We start from the raw sequence: 20,947 nt of genomic DNA, 5'->3' as shown, positions 1-20,947 counted from the left end.
GATGATCAAATGGCAAGAGGTATTCAGCAAGGACGGCCTGCCCTGGCAGGACGCTACGCAGCTGTCCTCTTCCATCGCCGTCAGCGACCTGAACGCGCTCAAAAACCTGCTCGATGCCGTGCATATTCGCCTGTGCCTCGTAAAGCCGTATCAGGAAAACAAAAACTATCCCCTGGTCGAAGCCCGCGAGCTGCTGCCCTCTTTTGACAACGACATGTTTGAGTACAAAGAGCTGCCCGGCTTTGCCATGGTGGCCTTTGCGCGCCAGCTCGACTATTTTTCGGAAATTTTCCAGTTCGACCACCTGCACCCTGTCATCACCGAGGGCGACGGAGCCTGCTGCCCGCTCGAAAACCAGGTGATGGTGCAGAATCTGCAAACCCTGGCATCGCGGCTGCCGCGCGTGCACCAGGATATTTTTCGCCAGCAGTTCCGCTCTACCGACACGGTGCTGCTCGAAACCTACCCGTCGCTCATGCCCTACCTGCTCAGCATGGACAGAGCCCACGTGCTGGCCTGGGGCGCAGACAGGCAGTTTCATCTGGCAGGCATTTTTGCCTCGTTTCCTTCTGATATCGACAGCGAGCTCAAGCGTTTTGGCATTCGCATAGGCAAGTTTGTCTACGGCGACAGCGATATTTATGAACGCAACCGCATGTTTGTGTATCAGTACCTTATGGAGCTGTACGGCTTTCCCATTGTTTCGGAACGCCGCACCTCAAGCGCCCTGTTTGCCCGCAAGCTGCACAAGATGGGCGAGCGCTTTTTGCTGCGCGTGCTTGGGCAGACAGACAGAACCATAACCACCTACATGGCCAATGGCGAAAACACGCGCTACCCCCTGCTTGAAAAGGTTGCGCTGGTGGCTGTGGATGCCGATCAGGACGAAGTGCTGAGCATCATTGACCGCGACGGTTTCTTTCTGGACAAACCGCGGCGGGTGGTCATTCTGCGCATCAAGTACCGGCAGCACACCTTTGACCCCAGCAACGTGCGACAGGACCGCGCCCTCTCGGTGGTGGCACAGGAGGTTTTGCACCCCATTACGGGCAAGGCGCTCACCGGGCTCAATATCATCAAGGATACCTCCAACATGTTCCTGCGCCTCAACGACATTGTGCGCGGCGAATACACGGGGCGTATCATCTACAAGCGTACCGAGGTGGTGGAAAACACCGGCACCCACGAAAAGCGCCTCAAGTTCCTGTACAGCTGGCTGACCAAGCACCAGCGACGCATGATCAGCTACAGCGACGAATTTTTCTCAAACGTCAGCAAGGTGCTGAGCAACTACCTGTTCTCGCCCGACAACGACGAAGCCTTTGAAAACCTGCGCGAGCTGTATCAGGAGGTCTGCACGCGGTTCAGCTACATTCAGCAGGCCAGACGCGTGCGCATTCTCGAAGACCTGTGCCAGCGTACCTTTAAGGGCGCGCGCATCACCTACCAGCAGATGTTTCGCGAGGCGCTTAACCTGCTGAACGAACTGAAATTTGAAATCGTCAGCTTTTTCCCCGGTCTGGTTGACGCGGTCATCGACTGTGTGGAAAGAATCCTGCGCGACAGCTACCTGCAACGCAAATATGTGGAACCGCCGGAAGACAGTCTTACCCCGGCCGGGCAGGAAATTCGCAAAAACTACAGGCGTCTTGTTTCATTGCAGGACGGGTTCAAGGCTGTGCGCAAGGCGCGCAGCAGCAGCAAGGAAAATGTGGGATCATGAGCGTACCGTTTTTTTATCTGCCCCCTGAATTCTGGGGAGAGACGGCCCGTCTTGAAGGGCAGGAAGCCCGCCACCTCGGTCAGGTTCTGCGGGCTGAGCCCGGCACAGAGGTAGGCCTGCTGGACGGCAGGGGTCGGTCGGGAATTTTTGTGGTGCGCAAGGTCGGCAAAAAAAACGTGCAGCTCGAGCGCGTTTCTGAAACCCTCACCCCTGCCCCGCACTCGCGGGCCGTGGTGGCGCTGGCCTACAGCAAGGCCGTGCGGCGCGGTTTTTTTATGGAAAAGGCCGTTGAACTTGGCGCGCACGGCGTGTGGCTGTGGCAGGGCGACCATAGCCAGGGCAAACTTTCTGCCGCTGCGGAAGAAGCCTGCCTTGGTCAGATGATTGCTGGCGCAAAACAGAGCGGCAACCCATGGCTGCCAGAGGTGCGCGCCCTTTCCGGCGGAGTTGACCAGCTTATCCATCTTTCGCACGCTGCCGACCACCGCATTCTGCCGTGGGAACTGCAGGATGGCGTGCACATGCTTACCCCCGAGCTGGCGGGGCAGCCCGGCCTTAGCGTTTATGTGGTGGGGCCAGAGGGAGGCTTTTCACAGCGCGAGCTGACAGCTCTGAACAATGCCAGGTTTACCCCTGTCAGCCTCGGCGCACGCGTGCTGCGTTGCGAAACCGCCGCCACGCTCTGCCTTGGCATCCACTGGTGGGCGTCGCAGCTCTCGGGCAAGGCAGATGCCACCGCAGGGGCAGGAAAGTGACTGTAAGCAAACCGCTACCGGAGCGCATGCGCCCGGATGATCTTGCGCTCTTTCTGGGGCAGAGCCACCTGGGCGACCGCCTTCGCTCAATAATGAAATCCGGGCGGTTGCCCAGTCTGCTCCTATTTGGCCCACCCGGTTGCGGCAAATCAACCCTTGCCCTGCTGCTTGCCAAATCCAGCGGCAGGCCCTATCTGCGACTCAGCGCGCCAGAGGCCGGTTTGCAGCATTTGCGGCGATCGCTTACCGGAGTGGAAATTCTGGTGCTGGACGAACTGCACCGCTTTTCAAAGGCCCAGCAGGACTTTTTTTTGCCTCTGGTGGAATCGGGCGAGCTCACCCTGCTTGCCACAACCACCGAAAATCCTTCGTTCAGTGTAACGCGCCAGTTGCTCTCGCGCCTGCATGTGCTGCGGTTGCGGCCCCTTGGCCGCCCCGAGCTGATGGAGCTGGCCCGACGTGGCGCAGGCGACCTGCAATTGCAGATGCCCGACGACGTGGCCGACCTGCTGGCAGGCGTATCGCACGGTGACGCCCGCACACTGCTCAATCTTGTGGAGTATGTGGGCGCCCTGCCAGAAGACAGACGCGACCTTGAACACATCAAGGCTGCCTTGCCCGAAATACTTATCAGGCACGACAAGGACGGCGACAACCATTACGAGCTTGCCTCGGCCCTCATCAAATCCATACGCGGCAGCGATGTGGATGCGGCGCTGTACTATCTTGCCTGCCTGCTTGAAGGGGGCGAAGACCCGCGCTTTGTATGCCGCAGGCTGATACTCTCTGCCTCTGAAGATGTGGGCCTGGCCGACCCCAACGCATTGGGACTGGCAGTGGCCTGCCAGCAGGCGGTAGAATTTGTGGGCATGCCGGAAGGTTTTATTCCGCTGGCAGAAACCGTTACCTATCTGGCCATGGCCAAAAAGAGCAACACGGCCTACGCAGCCTACCTTAATGCAGCGCGTGAAGTTAAGCTCAACGGCGCACGGCCCGTGCCCCTGCATCTGCGCAACCCCTCTACCCAGCTGCAAAAAGAGTGGGGTTACGGCAAGGAATACAAGTATCCGCACAATTACCCCGAATCGTGGATTGAGCAATCGTATCTGCCGCAGGAACTGGAAGGCAGAAGGTTCTATCAGCCGCGTGACAACGGTGATGAACCGCGGCTCAGCCAGTGGTGGCGCAAACTGCACAAAATCAAAAAAACGGAAGAATAGGCATGAACCCCTTTGTTGACGGCGCATTTGAAGCCAAGTTTCTTACGGGCGACACATACAGCAGCCAACATGCCAGTGCGGGCTTTTTCAGCCGCATGATGCCCTCGCTCAGCTTTTACAGCCGGTTGTTTCTTGGTCCGGTGCGCTGGCTTTGCGCCAGGGCTTCCAAGGGGCTGTGCGACGATGCCGCATGGGTTTATGCCAGCGCATGGGTTGCTGACCTCATTGAACGCATGGGCTGCCCCATCGAGATTGAAGGCATGAACGCCATAGAATCGGTAGACGGCCCCTGCCTGTTTGTTGCCAACCACATGAGCACTCTTGAAACATTCATGCTGCCAGCCATGATTCGCCCCCGCCGCCCCGTGACCTTTGTGGTCAAAAAGAGCCTTACCACCATGCCGCTCTTTGGACCGGTAATGTGCTCGCGCAACCCCATTGTGGTTGGTCGCACTAACCCGCGCGAAGACCTCACCGCCGTGCTTGAAGGCGGGCTGGAACGGCTGAAAAAGGGCATTTCCATCATCGTGTTTCCGCAGCATACCCGCTCGCGCGAGTTTAACCCACAGATGTTCAACTCCATCGGGGTCAAGCTGGCCAAAAAGGCCGGTGTTCCCATAGTGCCGCTGGCGCTCAAGACAGACGCCTGGGGTCAGGGCAACAAAATCAAGGAACTTGGGCCGGTCAGAGTGGGCATGACTGTACGCTATAATTTTGCCAACCCCATCAGTATTACCGGTCAAGGCAAGGAAGAACAGGCGGCAATCTGCCAACATATCTTGAGCTACCTTGGCAAATGGCAGCAGCTCGATGGCAGCAACATCTAGCGCGCAGGCTGATAAATGATGAAGGGCGGGTTTACCCCGCCCTTTTTTGTGGCCTGTCATCTGTTGCCCTATCTAGTCCTGTGTTTCGGCATTGGCAGTATTTGTCATATTTGCCGCATACCCCTCAAAATCCTGTACCGGAAGCGGCATGCTGAACAGATACCCCTGAAACAGGGTGCAGCCCATATTTATCAGAGCTCTTTTCTGTTCGCTGGTTTCCACGCCTTCTGCCACTGCGCTAAGACCAAGGCTTTGCGAAAGTGCAATGATAATGCTGGCAATAGCGGCATCGTTGGGATCAGCGAGCAGATCGCGAATAAATGACTTGTCGATCTTCAGCTGATCCAGCGGCAAAAGCTTGAGGTAGGCCATGGACGAATACCCTGTACCAAAATCGTCCAGCGAAAAACGCAGCCCCAGATTACTCAGTTCCACCATGGAAGAAATGATTTCCTGCATACTTACAGCAAGCTGGCTTTCGGTCAGCTCAAGCTTGAGCAGGCCAGGGTCAATGCCCGCCTGCCGCACCGCCGAGGTAACCTCGCGCACAAAGCCGCCCTCGCGGAACTGCCTGGCACTCACGTTAATGGAAACAGTCAGCCCGGCCAATTCGGGAATCTCCGCCCATTTTGCCAACTGGCTGCATGCCTCACGCAACACCCACAGGCCAATGCGCGTGATCATGCCGTTTTCTTCAGCAACCGGAATGAATTCGCCAGGCGGCAGCAGACCCCGCTTGGGGTGTTGCCAGCGGATCAGCGCCTCGGCGCCTGTGATTTTATCGTCTATGTCTATCAGCGGCTGATAATACAGCACAAACTGCTCAAGCCCGATGGCCTCTTCAAGCTCGCGCTCAAGGATAATGCGCTCCAGCACAGCCTGCTGCATCTGCGGGTCAAAAAAACGCACGGTATTTCTGCCCGCATCCTTGGCCTGGTACATGGCAAGGTCGGCCTGTTTGAGCAGTTCCTCGGGCGTAATGCCGCGCGAACCAAACAGCGCAACACCCACACTGGCAGTACAATGGCAGGTGACACCATTTATGACGATTGGTGAGCGTATTGTGCTCAGCACCTTGCGACTGATAAGGGCAACCTTCTTGATCGCTTCATCGCGGCTGTCAGAAATGCCCTGCAGCAAAAGCACAAATTCATCGCCGCCAAAACGGGCCACGGTGTCTTCTGGCTGCACAAGGGCTTGCAGACGATGGCCGACCTGTTGCAACAGAAAGTCGCCCTGGTCGTGCCCCAACGTGTCGTTGATGGTCTTGAAACTGTCCAGGTCAATGAACAGCAGGGCATTATACTGATTGCTGTGCTGTGCCGCTGCAACTGCCAGCCTTATGCGTTCTGTGAGCAGGGGACGGTTGGCAAGACCGGTCAGCTGATCATAAAAGGCAAGTTCGTTTATTCTGGCCTCGTTACAGCGTCGCTCTTCGTCCCAGGCCAGATTGTCGAGCGCGAAACTCACGTTGGAGGCCATTTCTCCCAACAGATCACGCACGTCATCATCAAAGGCTCCCACTTCCATGGAATAGAGGGTAAGGTTGCCCACCACCTCTCCCCGCTGCCGCAGCGGCAACGCACCCACAGAAAGAAAGCCAGTCTTCTGCACCAGCTGCCACCAGGGCACAAGGCGAGGGTCAGAGGTGGAATTGTTTGACCAGATGGGCTCGTTGTTTCTGATGGCGCAACCGGTGGGACCAGAGCCAAAGGGGTCAAATTCCTTGACAGAAACCTTTAGCGTACGCAGATCATTGTCATTGAGCCCAAACGAACTTACCGGATTCACATTGCTTGTCTGCTTGTCTACAAGGCCTATCCAGGCACCCTTCATGCCCCCAGCTTCCACTGCGGCGCGGCAGATGTCGGCAAACAGCTCTTCGCGCGTGGTGCAGCGCACAATGGCCTGATTGCACCTGCTCAGCGCCGCGTACATTTGCGAAACGCGGGTGGCGCGGGCCTGTGCAAACTTGCTTTCGCTCACGTCTATGCACAGGATGGCAATTTTGCCAGCTTCTGACCGATAGGCCACCACATCTATCCAGAGATTGCTGCCTTCAAGAAAAAAATCAAAGTGGGCAGGCTCGCCGGTCTCAATCGTAGTTATGAGATGGTTGAGCCATTTTGAGGGGTTGTTGGTTTTGCCTGCTATTCTGTGCAGCAGGGTTTTTCCAACAATGTCTTCCTGATTTGACCTGAAGATGGTGCAGTAGGCCTTGTTGACTTCGACGTACCTGAAGTCGCAGATGGCCCCCGTATGCAGAAACACCGGCTCAAACAGGGCCAGACCAGCCTGCATATGGTTGAAAAGCCCCTTATAGCGCTTTTCGCCCACTGCAAGGGCACGGACATTCCGCGTGTAGGCAATGCCACCCCAAAAGGAAATAAATGCGAACACCAGCCCCAAAACACCCAGAGACACCACTTCCTGACGCCACTTTACCAGTACGTCCTGCTCAAATACGCCTACAGAAAGATACAGGGGCCACTGGCTGAGTTTGCGAAAAAATGCAATTCTGTTTTTATTATTAAAATCAGTTCTGTTATGGTGATAGATAGTGGGCGGGGCATCCTGCATGATGAGTTTGCGTAATTGCGGGGAAGGCTTTACGTCGAGATAAAACTGCCCCGCCGGGTACTGCGTTATCAGGCCGAGCCTCTTGTCCCACAGCGTGGCTACGGCAGAAGGGCTGGCGATTTCTACAGCTCCCAGTACGGCAGAAAACATGTTTATGGATACCGCACAGGCAATTATGCCGCCAAATTCACCGCTGGGCTGCGTATAACGCATGGAGAGAACAATAATTGGGTGAGGCCAGGCATGCCCGTAGAATGGTTTGGAGATGGAGAGCCCAAGCGAAGGATTATTACGCAGCTGAACAAAATGGTCGTCGTTGGCAACAGAGATGTCGCCAGAAAGCGCACGCGGCGAGGCGTAGATAACCCGCCCCAGACTGTCTGTGACCAAAAAACCGAGGCTGTCGGGCAACCTGTCGTCCAGTGTACGGCCAAATTTCTCCATGCCGTCCCAGCTTATGTTGTCTTGGCGAGACTGTTTCTCGACCTCATCAACAGTGCTGAGCAGGGCAAGATGTATTTTTTCGAATCTCCACGAGAGGATGTCGTCCATGGAGCGAGAAACACTTTCAAGAGTGTTGATGGCTGTTTCAAAATCTCGGTGGCGGCTTTCCGCCAGGGCGAAAAAAATGATTCCAAGCACAAACAGGTCAATGAGGGCAATGACCCACAAGGGCTTGTAAGACTGAACCCATGAAGGGAAATTGATGGGGGGTTGCAAGCGAATGTGTGGTTGGGCCTCTGGCATATAAACCCCGCAGCATCAGAATGCTTGAAACACAAGGGATGCAACAAAAGCTAAAACACATTGATGCGGCAAACCATGGAGCTGCCAAACAGGATAAAAAACCTATGGGTAATTTAAGTAAATCTTATATACCCTGATTTCATTATATAAAATTAGCTCAAAACATGAATAGAGGCAAGCGTTGGCGTAAACAGTATGAGTACGCAAACAGTTTATCGACAATATGATAAGAGCCAACTGTAGGTTCTACCCCAGCACAACCCTGTTTTTCCCCTCTTTTTTTGCACGGTACAATGCAGTATCTGCCCGATGAATCAGGGTATCAGGCGTATCATCAGAGCGCATTTGTGCCACGCCAATACTGATCGTACAGTGCAGGCCATCGGAAAATTCATACTCGCCCACACCTTTGCGCAGGATTTCGGCCAGCGTTGTCGCCTCGCCAGCAGCTGTTTCAGGCAAAAGAACAAGGAATTCCTCGCCGCCCCAGCGGCCCGGCGTATCCTGCGGACGCAGTGCATTTGACGCAATGGAATTCAAAGCCTGCAGCACGGCATCGCCAGCAAGGTGCCCGAATGTGTCATTGACCCTTTTAAAATTGTCCAGATCAAACAGCATCACAGAAAACGGCAGATCATGCTGGTACGAACGTATCATGGTCTCAGCCATGCAGGCAGACAGTTTTTGCCTGTTGGCAAGGCCAGTGAGGCTATCGGTATTGGAAAGGTGCAGGAGGGCGGCATTGAGCTTGCGGAGACGGTATGTCCAGTAGCCCCAGAGAGCTGCAATCGTTACCGCCAGGCCACCCCCCATAAACAGCCAACGGGGGTCCACCATGGTCTGCACATTGATGGTCACATGCTGGTTGACCACCCGCCCCTTTTCCTGAGGCGTTATGGACTGCACGCCCTTATCAAGTATGTTGCGCAGCACCCCATCACCTTTTTTCACGCCAATACGCAGGTGGTTAATGTACATGGGCAGCTGACCTGCAATCTTCAGATTGAACAGACCGTTTTTGCGAATGGTGTAGGCAGCCACAATCAGCGAACGCATGGTCATGGAACTGCGCCTGGCAGAAACCATATCCAGAGCTTCATCTTCTGAATTGACAAGCTTGATTTCAAGGTTGGGGTAGCGTTCCCTTATCATACCCTCCATGGCCGTACCCTCAGGAAACACAATGGATTCGTTTTCGAGCGTGGCTGGGTCGGAAATAAAGGGATGCTCTTCACGCGTGATAAATACGTTGGGATCGCTGAACAGGGGCGTGGTGAAAATAAGCCATTCGCTGCGTTCGGAGGTTTGGTTCAAAAAGCTCAGAACCTTGCACCGGCCTGACCTGGAGAACTCGAGGCTTTCATTCCAGTCGCGGGTTGGCACAAGCTCGAATTCAATGCCTGTTCTGGCAGAAACCAGCGCCAAAAGGTCGGCGGCAATGCCCACATGCTTGCCACTTGCATCGATGCGCTCATAGGGAACCCAGTCGGGATCAACGCAGAGTGTTACTGATTTGTGTTCATTTATGTAGGCACGCTCTGCTGCGGTGAGCGTCACTGTATCGTGTGGCATGGCAACAGTGTCAAAAGCAGATGCAGGGCCTGACTGTGCCAGCAAAAACAGACAGACCAGCACGCCGGTCAGGCAAGAGAAGCGCTTGTTTACTGCCAGACACTGAATAAACATTATTTCTCCGCTGGTCGCACCCAATTTACGGCACTTTTGTCCAGTAGCAGCGCTCGCCCTCAGCAGCGCAAAAAAAAGCAAAGACATACTGCTAAGGCTTGCAAAACGGATCGTTTGGTTCAGTCAGTGGTTAATATGAATACTTTTTTTGTATTCTGCAATGAAATATGCAATGCCAGCCCCATTGTAAACAAAGGCCCGTCACACCGGTCAGCGTTGTCAGACACTTACGGTGCAACGGGCATTAATCGGATGTGCCCGGCGTGACGCTGTCAGCGCACTTTGCCCTGAGACATGACGGAGACCTTGGTGCTTTTTTTGACATAGGGCACGTACTGGGCATCCATGCCCATGATGTGCTTTACCAGCCAGTCTTTAAGAAACGACAGTAAATCCATGCTCAAGGTAACTGTGCCTTCCTTTATGCCCCGCTCTACTTCATCCACCTTGGCCTCAAATTCTCTGTGAATCTGCAGGTGGTCCTTGACCGAGGGGTAATCTGAATGCACAAAATGCTTTTCTTCGTCCCTGAAGTGCGTACTGGTATAGTCGCGCAGCTTGTGCAGAATCTCGAGCAGCTCACGCGCACTGCGGTGGTTGGACATGGCACTGTGCAGGTCGTTGATGTAGTCCACAAGCATGCGGTGCTGGCGATCAATTTCGCCTATTCCCAGATCCATGCTCGACGTCCACTGCACAAACTTGTTTGAAGCTGCCCGCTCGTAATCGCCACTGACCATGGCGTTAACAATCATATCCAGTTCTTCCATACCACCCTGGAAGGTCAGCAACGCGGCGGTAAACACCTGCATGTTGCCGGATGTCTGCTCTGCCACAACGCGTATTTCATCCAGCGCCTTGTTGGCGTCTTCAATATTGTCTGACTGCAGGCCAGCCGTTGTGGCCACGGCATTCAGGTGCTGCGCCGTGCCGGACATGGCCTCGAGTATTTCTCCAAGGCGGCTGCCCGCCAGCGAGGCAGAACTGGCCCCCTCAACGCTCAACCGGGCCGCGACCTCAACGGTTTCGGCATTGCGCCGGATTTCCTGCTGTATGGCTTTAACGGCATCTTCAACTTCACGGGTGGCACCCATGGTTTTTTCTGCCAGTTTACGCACCTCGTCGGCCACCACTGCAAAACCGCGACCGGCCTCGCCCGCGCGGGCGGCCTCAATGGCGGCATTGAGGGCCAACAGGTTGGTCTGATCGGCCACCTCGTTGATAACAGCCATCACCTTGCCGATATTGCTGGCTTTTTCACCAAGACCAGCCATGGCTTCCTTAAGAAGCACAATGGTGTTTTTAAGTTTCTCAATGGATTCAACAGCCCCGTCCACTTCCTGCTTGCTGGCCGAGGCGCTGGCGCTGGCGGTTTGCGCGTTTTCAGAAAGCTCGCGCACACGCATGGAGGATTCCTGCGCACCCTGCGACACGGTATCCATGGCCCCACCGGTTTCGTTCAACCGGTCGCGTTGCACGGCAACACCCTGGTTTACTTCTGAAACGAGCGTAGCAAGATTTTGGGCCTCGCCAGAAAGTTTGGCGCATACGGTATGTGCCTTGTGCAAAACAGCATCGCCGCGCTCGAATTTTTCCAGCAAGGCGGTATTTTCTGCCTGCGCTGCCTGCAGGCTGCTTTGCAGCTGCGCGCCGCCAGCTTCCAGATCGGCGCTGTGTCGCTTTTCGGCCTCAAGAAGCTTCTCTGCCCTGCCCATGCGGTCAAGGCACTGGGCAAACATTTCAGCGTTGCCAGAAGCACTGTCAGTACCGGCAGCGCCGGTGGCCTGCAGCAACTGCCGGCGCATGAGCCTTGCAGCCGTGAAGGTGCGCAGCCACACCACAGCATCAACAGCCAGGCAAACAGCCACGCCCGCCCAAACCAACCACCAGAATCCGTCAATTTTTCCTGCAACAGCCAAAGAAATCAGCAAAATCGCAGCAATAACGTGGGAGACAAAGACCATAAACCCATCCTTAAAAAAACTGGCCCAGTGAGTCGAGAAACTGGTGGAAAAACGACATTACCAACTTTTTTAATCATATTATTGTTTATCGGACAAAACAAGCTGAACCAATGGCACAATTTTGGAAAAAAATAACATTGTCACGTCCCTGTCACCTGGCAGCCAATTGCTCACAGCCCATGCACAACCAGCAGCTTATTGACACCACGCCCAAGATTTATAATTATGACGAGGTATTTTAGCGAAAATTCTGCTGCATGTATTTCGCCGCCACATAACTGCTTGTGGTTCCTGCACTCTCGCACTGTGCAGAGGCGCCTTCCCCCCGAGGCACCAATCAGCGACAGGCCATGGGCTGCCTGACAGCTCGAATGGCTTTACAGTATTTTTCTTTGCTGATTGATGTCTTATCGTTTACAGTGGCGTGATTCGGCGTGCGCTTGTCGCTTGCGCACACGGCGTGTTTGGCTGCCTGACTGGCTAGACCATCTGAGCAGCCATTATACTCTGGCAGGAGAACCGGGAAAAGCTGGTTGCCTGAATGCCCGCCAGGTGTGTGGCATTCACCCATCAGAATGGTATGTGTTGATGCATACAATCTATGGTTATGGCCAATGTTTTTGCTGAACCTTTCCTTGAGCGGCGCGCTTGTTTGGCAACAATGGCGTCGCCTTCCGTAAATGCCATTCCAGGAGGAAACCATGGCGCTGAAGAAATCCATTTTGTCCGCTTTGGCGGCGCTGCTTCTTCTGACCTCTGCCCAGGGCGGTCAGGTTCAGGCAGAAGAACTCACCGGAACCTTGCAGAAAATCAAGCAAACCGGCGTGATTGTAGTGGGTCACCGTGAATCTTCCGTGCCTTTTTCCTACTATGACCTTCAGCAGAACGTCATTGGCTATGCTCAGGACTACTCCAACAAGATTGTTGATGCCGTCAAAAAGCAGCTGAACATGCCCAACCTTCAGGTTCGCTACGTGCCCATCACCTCGCAGAACCGCATTCCCCTGCTCCAGAATGGCACGTTTGACTTTGAATGTGGTTCGACCACCAACAACCTCGAACGTCAGCAGCAGGTTGACTTCTCCAACACCTTTTTCATCATCGGCACCCGCCTGCTGGTCAACAAAGACTCCGGCATCAAGGACTTTGACGACCTGAAGGGCAAGAACGTGGCCGTTACCGCCGGTACGACCTCTGAAAAGCTGCTGAACAAGATGAACGACGAGAAGGGTCTTGCCGTTAACATCATCAGCGTGAAAGACCACGGCGACGCTTTCCGCACCGTGGAATCTGGTCGCGCTGTTGCCTTCTTTATGGATGACGCACTGCTCGCCGGCGAACGCGCCAAGGCCAAAAAGCCTGCCGACTGGGTCATTGTTGGCACGCCCCAGAGCTTTGAAGCTTACGGCTGCATGGTGCGCAAGGGTGATGCCCAGTTCAAGAAGCTTGTTGACGCCACCATTGCCGAGGAGCAGGGTAACGGCAACGCTGAAAAGTCTTTCAACCGCTGGTTCATGCAGCCCATTCCGCCCAAGAACATGAACATGAGCTTTGAGATGTCCAACGAAATGAAGGCTCTCTTCAAGGCCCCCAACGACAAGGCCCTGAACTGATGTTGGTGTGTTCTGGCGCGCTGTACGCAGCGCGCCAGAACATGCGGTTAAGCCCGCTACACATGATATACGTTTATTACACAGGGATGGAACCAACGAATGCAGGCTAACTGGAACTGGGGCATATTTTTTGAACAGGCGCCGTTTGGAAACGTCACCTACTTCAGCTGGCTGGTGGATGGCTTTTTGACAACAGTGGCCCTGTCTGTCTGCGCCTGGATTCTGGCTTTTGTTCTGGGCTCACTATTTGGCATTTTGCGCACGCTGCCCAACAAGATTCTCAGTACCATCGGCGCAACCTATGTGACCATTTTTCGTAACATACCGCTTATTGTTCAGTTTTTTATCTGGTATCTCGCCGCGCCCGACCTTTTGCCCTACAAGGCCAGCGTGTGGTTTAAAGCAGAGCTGAACCCCAACATCCAGTTTTTTATCATATCTGTATGCGCGCTGGGTTTCTTTACAGGTGCGCGCGTCTGTGAACAGGTCAGATCCGGCATTCAGGCGCTTTCGCACGGTCAGCGCTATGCGGCCCTGGCCCTTGGCCTTACCCTTCCGCAGACTTACCGACACGTGCTTTTGCCCAATGCCTACCGCATCATTATTCCGCCGCTGACCTCTGAAATGCTCAACATGGTCAAGAACTCGGCAGTTGCGTCTACCGTAGGCCTCATAGAACTGACAGCCCAGGCCAACCGCCTGCTCGAATTTTCGGGCTACGCCTACGAATCATTTATCGCAGTTACCCTTGCCTACGCGCTGCTGAACTTTGTGGTGATGCGTTCCATGAAACTGCTGGAGAACAAGATGCGTTTGCCCTCCACGAGCACGGGAGGCAAAAATGTTTAGCTTTGACTGGAGCATGATTCAGCAGAGCCTGCCCCTGCTTGGTCAGGGGGCCTTGGTTACGTTCAAGATCACCATCACGGCCATTGCGCTGGGCATGGTGCTGGGCACGCTACTGGCTGTGGCGCGCATCTCTGTGTATGCCCCCATGCGCTGGCTTTCAGCCGCGTATGTCAACTGCTTCCGCTCCATCCCCCTTGTGATGGTGCTGCTGTGGTTCTACCTTATCGTGCCGCAGTTTCTGAGCTCGTTTTTCAACCTTTCGCCGCAAACAGACATACGCCTTGTTTCTGCCATTGTGGCCTTTACCGCCTTTGAGGCGGCCTACTATGCAGAAATTGTACGTGCGGGCATGCGCAGCGTTTCCAGTGGGCAGTATTCCGCTGCTCTTGCGCTTGGTATGACCAAGTCGCAAACGCTCACCTACGTCATTCTGCCCCAGGCGTTCCGCGTTATGACTCCCCTGCTGATGACCCAGGGCATGATTCTTTTTCAGGATACTGCTCTGGTCTATATCATCGGCCTGGCGGATTTCTTCCGCACCGCTTCAAACATTGGCAAAACGACTGGCTACGAAATTGATATGGTGCTGCTTGCAGGATCGGGCTATTTTATAGTTTGCTTCTGTGTGTCAGCCACCGTAACCATGGTAAAAAAGAGACTCAAGCTATGATCAATCCCACCGATGAAGCCATGATTATTCTGGAAAACGTATCCAAGTGGTACGGTGACTTCAACGTGCTGAGCCACTGCAGCACGCGCATACACAAGGGCGAGGTTGTGGTGGTGTGCGGCCCTTCCGGTTCGGGAAAGTCCACACTTATCAAAACTGTGAACGGCCTTGAGCCTGTACAGTCTGGTCAGATTTTTGTGAACGGCATTGAAGTAACCAGCAAAAAAACCAATCTCGCCCGCCTGCGCAGCCATGTGGGCATGGTTTTTCAGCATTTTGAGCTTTTTCCGCACCTGAGCATCATTCACAACCTTGTGCTTGCTCAGGAAAAGGTACTCAAGCGCAGCCGTGACGAAGCCATGGATAAGGGCCTTATGCTGCTCAAGCGCGTTGGCCTTGAACCGCAGACGGACAAATACCCCTCACAGCTTTCGGGCGGCCAGCAACAACGCGTGGCCATTGCCCGCGCCCTGTGCATGGACCCTGTTGCCATGCTGTTTGACGAACCCACTTCTGCCCTTGACCCCGAAATGATCAACGAAGTGCTGGACGTCATGGTTGAGCTGGCCTACGAGGGCATGACCATGATGGTTGTTACCCACGAAATGGGCTTTGCCCGCAAGGTGGCCAACAGGGTTCTGTTTATGGAGAGCGGCTCCATTCTTGAAGACTCTCCCAAGGACAAGTTCTTCGACAATCCCGCCACCCAGCGCGCCAAGGACTTTCTGGCCAATATCATTCCGCACTAGCCAGTTCCCCACATATTATCAAGCCCCGGTCTGGTTTCTTCCTGGTGGAGAGTCAGACCGGGGCTTTGCTTTATCTTCTGCCTGCTTCATGGCTGTGGGTATTGTGACAAGGTGGCATGAAACACGGGGCATCCATCCAGAATATGGCCTATCTGCCCATTGTGATCATTATAATGGTTGACATTCTGCCCAGCAAACATGCCTCCATTGAGCCAATCCGTGGATTGCTGCCATACAGACCACCTTCGCCCTGCCCCACCGAAAACCCCGCCTTCCTGAACCAAACCGGAATTGCGAATCAGCAGGCGTTACAGCTTGCCAAAACACACACTTTGTTGAGGTGACGAACACCCCGATATACTGTCAAAAATTCCTCTTTCCCGCAGGCAAAATTTTCCCTCTCTCCAGCCATATTTTCAACTACATGATTTATTTAATCTTTTTTTATTGGCACATGGATTGCATCTTGGCGAGTACAGCTTAGTAACCACCAGGAGGTGTCCCATGTCTTTGGTCATTAACCATAATATGATGGCCGCCAACACGGCCAGAAATTTAAATGCACACTATTCGGCTCTGGGTAAATCAACGCAGCGCCTGTCGTCGGGCCTTCGCGTAAACAGCGCCGCCGACGATGCAGCTGGCTTGGCAATTCGTGAACTGCAGCGCGCCGACATTACCACCCTGCATCAGGGTGCACGTAATGCAAACGACGCCATCTCAATGATCCAGACCGCCGACGGCGCGTTGGGCATCATTGACGAAAAGCTCACCCGTATGAAGGAACTGGCGGAACAGGCGGCCACCGGCACGTATGATTCCACCCAGCGCCTGATGATCGAATCCGAATATCAGGCCATGGCCTCGGAAATTACCCGAATCGCAACCGCCACCGACTTTAACGGCATTCACCTGCTGAACGGCACACTTTCGTCCAGCACCCACGACGGTAGCGGCATGACCTCTACCGGCAAGCTGAAGGTGCACTTTGGTACGGGCAACGACTCTGCCGAAGACTACTATTACATCACCATCGGCAGCACCACGGCATCGTCTCTGGGCGTAGGCAACCAGGCCCTCGACTCCACAGGTGCCATGCGCGAAGGCGGCACGGTTTCCACTCAGGATGCAGCGCAGAAGTCCCTTGAGGCCATCACCCAGGCCATTGTTTCCAAGGACAAAATCCGCGCTCACCTTGGTGCCATGCAAAACCGCCTGGAAAACACCATCACCAACCTGAACACTCAGGCTGAAAATCTCCAGGCTGCTGAATCCCGTATTTCGGACGTGGACGTGGCCGCAGAAATGACGCAGTTCGTGCGTGAACAGATTTTGACACAGTCGGCGGTGGCCATGCTTTCGCAGGCCAACTCTCTGCCGCAGATGGCCATGAAGCTTATCGGCGGTTAGGCCATCATAAACTAGGCTGTGGTGGACCAAAGATGGGAGGTGGGGGGGGGGGGGGGGGGGGCCCCGGCACCGGGACATTCCCGAACATGCCCGCTTGGCGCTGGCATGTTGGGGAATGTGTCAGCTATTTTTGGTGAGTCTGGTTTCGTCAAGTATGGCAAGCGCCTGCTGGGCGGCATTTTGTTCCGCCTTTTTGCAGCTGCTGCCGGTAGCCACAAATTCTGTTCCGTCGGGCAGTTTCAGCCCTATCTCAAAAACCTTTGCGTGCTCTGGTCCGCGGCTGCCCAGCCGGGTATAGAGCGGGGCTTCGCCAAACCGTTGCTGCGAGGCTTCCTGAAGTCTGGTTTTGTAATCCTTGGGCATGGTTTTTGTTGCCGCAGTGGGCCACCGGTCGGCAAAAAGCCGGGCCACAACTGCCTGCGCCGCTGCAAAACCGCCGTCTTCGTATACAGCCGCCAGCATTGCCTCAAAGGCGTCGCTCAGCACACCGTCACGTGTGCGCCCTCCCTGACTTTCCTCGCCCCTGCCAAGCTTCAGCATGGTATCAAGCCCGATCTTTCTGGCCCGTTCTGCCAGACTCACCGTGCTCACCAGGTGCGCCCGCATCTTGGTCAGCTCGCCCTCGCGCGCGTCGGGAAAACGGCTGTAAAGCTGGGCAGAAACACAAAGTTCAAGTACCGCATCACCGAGAAATTCAAGCCGTTCGTTATGGTTCTGCCCTGTACCGCATTCATTGGCCCACGAACTGTGCGTCAGGGCAAGATCTAGAAGCTCTGGTCTTGCAAAGGTATGACCCAACACAGGTTCCAGCAACTTAGCCACAACTCTGGGTGGCATGTTTTGTATAGCGTCAAAATTTTGCATAGCTGTACTGTAGTCATTTCATGACCGATGGCAACATAAAATACCTTGACATGCGCTCCACCAGTGCCTAGGTAAAACCAACGACTACCGAGGAGTTGAGCATGGCTTATGATATCCGTTTGATGAAGCTGGTGACGGGCGAACTGATCATTGGCAAGTATGACGCCGAAAAGGATTGCCTGAACGAGGTTGCCACCCTTCAGACCGTCCCCACCCAGCAGGGTGTGCAGATGATGATGCTGCCCTACGGCTATCCTTTTGAACCTGACTTTACCGGCAGCATTGAGGGCAAAAATTTCCTCTATCGCTATGCCAACACCCCCCAGGAACTGCAGGACAAGTACATCGAAGCTTGCACCAATCTGACAGTGGCCGGCGGCCTTGGCAGAATGCAGTTCAGCTCCGAACCTTTCAGCGGTTCCGGCAGCGGCCTTATCAAGTAACATCTGAAAAACCATTGCAGATAGCCCGTTTGTAATGCTGGCCTGCCATTGGCGGCGGCATGCGCGGGATAACAGTATGATGTTTCGGTTTTTCTGCTACTTTCGGGGGCGGCGTTTTGCGCCGCCCTTTTTGCACCCATCGCCTTTTCTCCAACCCACACAAGGATAGACATGCGCTCACTGCTGCCCCTATTGCCCAAACCAAGCCGTTATGCGGGCATCGAGGACAACGCCTGCCGTAAAAACCCCGAAGATGTGCGTTTGCGCGTGGCCCTGGCCTTTCCTGATACTTATGATGTGGGCATGTCCTACCTTGGGCAAAAAATTCTTTACAATATCGTCAACAGTGAGCCGGGCTGGTGGGCAGAACGCGTTATGGCGCCCGAAAAAGAGGCTGCCGAGATTCTGCGCGCCCACAATACCCCCCTTGCCACGCTGGAATCAGATACCCCGCTCGCCAGCATGCACTGCCTGAGCTTTTCCATCACGCACGAGCTTTGCTACACCAATGTACTCTACATGCTTGATCTGGCGGGCATACCGCTGCGTATGGAAGACAGGCCGCAGAGCCTCACAGAATGCCCGCTGGTCATAGCTGGCGGCGGTGCGCTGCTCAGCGCCGAACCGCTCACCCCTTTTGTGGACATGATGGTGCTTGGCGATGGCGAGGAAAGCCTGCCAGACGTACTGCGCATGCTTGAAAAAGCGCACGAGCAGGGCTGGACGCGCAGCGAAATGCTGCTGCAATCGCGCACCATTCCCGGTGTGTATGTGCCCTCGCTGTTCAAGCAGGAATTTGATGCTCAGGGCGAACCGGTTTTCCCTCTCAAGCCCCTTCTGGACGATTACCAGCGCCCAGCACGCCGCATTGTGGCCGACCTCAACAACGCCGCCTACCCCACACGGCAGGTGGTTCCCGTGGGAGCGGTGCACAACCGACTTTCGCTTGAAATTGCACGTGGCTGCACACGCGGGTGCCGTTTTTGCCACGCGGGTATGGTTTACCGCCCCGTGCGCGAGCGTTCGCTTGATAACATCAACGAGTTGCTCACCAAGTGCCTTAACGAAACCGGCTTTGACGAAATTTCTTTTCTCTCGCTGAGTACGGGCGACTTCTCCGCGCTCAAAACCCTGAGTTTTGGTGTGCTTGACCGCTGTGCCCGCGAGCAGATCGGCCTTTCGCTGCCTTCGCTGCGCGTGGGCTCCATTGACGACGAGATCATCGAGCGGATGGCAGACCTGCGCCGCACGGGCGTTACCCTTGCCCCAGAGGCTGGCAGCCAGCGCCTGCGCGATGTCATCAACAAGGGCGTTACAGAAGAAGACCTGCTGCTGCACGCCCAAAAGCTGCTTGAACACGGCTGGCGGCTGGTAAAGCTCTATTTCATGATTGGCCTGCCCACCGAAACGGATGCAGATCTTGAAGCCATTGCCGACATCTGCCGCAAGGTGCGCGACGCTGCAGGCAGGGGCGGCCCACGCCTTCAGGTCACGGCGGCCCTGTCGCCCTTTGTGCCCAAGCCCTTCACGCCTTTCCAGTGGGTTCCGCAGATCAGTCAGGAAGAAATGCAGCGCCGCGTCAATCTGGTGCGCACCCAGTTCAAGGGACAAAAGTTCCTCAAGCTTCGCTGGCACGAACCCGCCATGAGCCACCTTGAAGGCATTCTGTCACGCTCGGACCGCCGCATGGCAGACGTGGTGGAAAAAGCGTATCGCAAGGGCTCTGTATTCACGAGCTGGATGGAGCATTTTACGCTGCCGCCGTGGATTGAAGCGTTGAACGAATGCGGCATCAGCATCGAACAGTGCACTGGCCCGCGTGAACCCGGCTCATCCCTGCCCTGGAGCCATCTGGAAGCCGGTATTTCGGAAGAGTTTTTGCTGCGTGAGCGCGAGCGTGCCCTCTCGGAAAAAATTACCGACGACTGCCGATACGGCGCTTGTCGCCAGTGCGGCGCATGCGATACCAAGGTTGGGCCCTCGCGCATGCAGCACGCCTCTGCCCCCACGACAGACGACGAACCGGGCCAGCCCCTGCACCGCAACAGGCTTATTTTGCCCCAGCGCGACCAGCAGGCCCACGCCCCCACGCTTGACGAAGAAGGCCGCCTTGTGTGCCGCCCGCAAACAAGCCGTCCGCCCAAAATCACGCCCGAGCTGACCGTCAAGGCGGCACAATACCGCATATGGCACAGCAAGGCCGGAGGCAGCGCCTACCTGAGCCAGCTTGAACTGCAGGCAGTGCTCGACCGCGCCCTGCGCCGTGCCGCCATGCCGCTGGCCTTCTCTCAGGGCTTTCATCCCATGCCGCTGCTCTCCTTTGGCCGTGCCCTGCCAGTTGGGGTAGAAAGCCAGGCCGAATGGTTTGCCCTCACCCTGCATCAGGACCTGCCCCCGCAGGAAGTGGCGGCACGCCTTACCCCGCTGCTGCCCCCGGGCATGGATGTGCTGCGAATCGAGCCTGTTGAAAAAAGCCGCCGCACGGAGCAGGCAGTTGCCGAGGCCTTTACCCTGCGCATGCCCACGGTGGAGGAAACCGAGGCCGCTGCCCGCTGCTTTGCCGAATTTGACGCACTGACAGAGCGCATGTTTACCCGCGAAACCAAAAAGGGGCCCCGCACTGCCGACATACGGCTCATGCTTCGTAGCTGGTCTGTGCAGAACAGCGCTACCGGAGCCGTGGAAGCCGTGACTTTTGTGGCGGACTGGGGTAACGGTTATCTCTCTCCCATGCTGTTGTGTATGGCGATTCTTGAGTCCATGGGAGAGCAGGAAGTTCTGCGTCAACGAATAGGCCTGCTCAAGACTGCGCAGATATTCACTGACGGGCAGTCCTACCCCGAGTAG

General features: G+C 55.3%; 15 protein-coding genes. 11 read left to right on the top strand and 4 right to left on the bottom strand.

Translation table 11 applies throughout. The annotated features are described in order from the left end of the window. Position 1: 1 nt before the first annotated feature. The 4 genes from F8N36_RS06805 to F8N36_RS06790 are packed head-to-tail and all read left to right on the top strand — an operon-like array spanning position 2 to position 4,525. Entirely contained in the window at positions 2-1,723 is a 1,722-nt protein-coding gene (locus F8N36_RS06805; RefSeq protein WP_291332044.1) for a hypothetical protein, read from the top strand. Next, positions 1,720-2,478 (top strand): 16S rRNA (uracil(1498)-N(3))-methyltransferase, encoded by a 759-nt coding sequence (locus tag F8N36_RS06800; RefSeq protein ID WP_291332043.1) that lies wholly within the window; start codon positions 1,720-1,722, stop codon positions 2,476-2,478. Before F8N36_RS06805 ends, F8N36_RS06800 begins: the two co-directional genes overlap by 4 nt. Continuing rightward, positions 2,475-3,698: a replication-associated recombination protein A gene (locus tag F8N36_RS06795; RefSeq protein WP_291332042.1), complete on the top strand. Its 1,224-nt coding sequence runs from the start codon at positions 2,475-2,477 to the stop codon at positions 3,696-3,698. Before F8N36_RS06800 ends, F8N36_RS06795 begins: the two co-directional genes overlap by 4 nt. A gap of 2 nt (positions 3,699-3,700) precedes the next feature. Continuing rightward, positions 3,701-4,525, top strand: coding sequence for a lysophospholipid acyltransferase family protein (locus F8N36_RS06790; RefSeq protein WP_291332041.1), 825 nt, complete (start codon positions 3,701-3,703; stop codon positions 4,523-4,525). A 72-nt stretch (positions 4,526-4,597) separates the two neighbouring features. Here the strand turns inward: F8N36_RS06790 and F8N36_RS06785 are convergent, their stop codons facing one another. The 3 genes from F8N36_RS06785 to F8N36_RS06775 form a co-directional block, all read right to left on the bottom strand. Then, positions 4,598-7,852, bottom strand: a complete 3,255-nt coding sequence (locus tag F8N36_RS06785) for an EAL domain-containing protein (protein ID WP_291332040.1) — start codon at positions 7,850-7,852, stop codon at positions 4,598-4,600. Positions 7,853-8,098: 246 nt separating this feature from the next. Continuing rightward, positions 8,099-9,538 (bottom strand): diguanylate cyclase, encoded by a 1,440-nt coding sequence (locus F8N36_RS06780; RefSeq protein ID WP_291332039.1) that lies wholly within the window; start codon positions 9,536-9,538, stop codon positions 8,099-8,101. 272 nt (positions 9,539-9,810) lie between these two features. Next, a complete protein-coding gene (locus F8N36_RS06775) occupies positions 9,811-11,502 on the bottom strand; it encodes a bacteriohemerythrin (protein WP_291332038.1) in 1,692 nt (563 codons plus the stop codon). Positions 11,503-12,203: 701 nt separating this feature from the next. Between F8N36_RS06775 and F8N36_RS06770 the strand changes: the two genes are divergently transcribed. From F8N36_RS06770 to F8N36_RS06750, 5 genes are all read left to right on the top strand, one after another. Continuing rightward, complete coding sequence (locus F8N36_RS06770; protein ID WP_291332037.1) at positions 12,204-13,115, top strand: glutamate/aspartate ABC transporter substrate-binding protein; 912 nt, start codon at positions 12,204-12,206, stop codon at positions 13,113-13,115. Positions 13,116-13,214: 99 nt separating this feature from the next. Continuing rightward, the gene (locus F8N36_RS06765) at positions 13,215-13,964 is read left to right on the top strand and encodes an amino acid ABC transporter permease (RefSeq protein ID WP_291332036.1); all 750 of its coding nucleotides are present in this window, start codon (positions 13,215-13,217) and stop codon (positions 13,962-13,964) included. Then, positions 13,957-14,634, top strand: coding sequence for an ABC transporter permease subunit (locus F8N36_RS06760; RefSeq protein WP_291332035.1), 678 nt, complete (start codon positions 13,957-13,959; stop codon positions 14,632-14,634). Before F8N36_RS06765 ends, F8N36_RS06760 begins: the two co-directional genes overlap by 8 nt. Before the next feature lie 20 nt (positions 14,635-14,654). Next, entirely contained in the window at positions 14,655-15,383 is a 729-nt protein-coding gene (locus F8N36_RS06755) for an amino acid ABC transporter ATP-binding protein (RefSeq protein ID WP_291332597.1), read from the top strand. A gap of 504 nt (positions 15,384-15,887) precedes the next feature. Continuing rightward, the gene (locus F8N36_RS06750) at positions 15,888-16,793 is read left to right on the top strand and encodes a flagellin (RefSeq protein WP_291332034.1); all 906 of its coding nucleotides are present in this window, start codon (positions 15,888-15,890) and stop codon (positions 16,791-16,793) included. A 120-nt stretch (positions 16,794-16,913) separates the two neighbouring features. Here the strand turns inward: F8N36_RS06750 and rnc are convergent, their stop codons facing one another. Continuing rightward, positions 16,914-17,630: a ribonuclease III gene (gene rnc / locus F8N36_RS06745; RefSeq protein WP_291332033.1), complete on the bottom strand. Its 717-nt coding sequence runs from the start codon at positions 17,628-17,630 to the stop codon at positions 16,914-16,916. Between the two features lie 128 nt (positions 17,631-17,758). On the opposite strand from rnc, the gene F8N36_RS06740 reads away from it, so the two are divergent. After that, positions 17,759-18,100, top strand: coding sequence for a hypothetical protein (locus tag F8N36_RS06740; RefSeq protein ID WP_291332032.1), 342 nt, complete (start codon positions 17,759-17,761; stop codon positions 18,098-18,100). Positions 18,101-18,271: 171 nt separating this feature from the next. Further along, positions 18,272-20,947, top strand: coding sequence for a TIGR03960 family B12-binding radical SAM protein (locus F8N36_RS06735; protein ID WP_291332031.1), 2,676 nt, complete (start codon positions 18,272-18,274; stop codon positions 20,945-20,947).

The organism is Desulfovibrio sp., assembly GCF_009712225.1.
Taxonomy (GTDB): Bacteria; Desulfobacterota; Desulfovibrionia; order Desulfovibrionales; family Desulfovibrionaceae; genus Desulfovibrio.
Note: the sequence above shows the minus strand (reverse complement) of the source record. Positions and strands in the feature narration are given on the sequence as shown.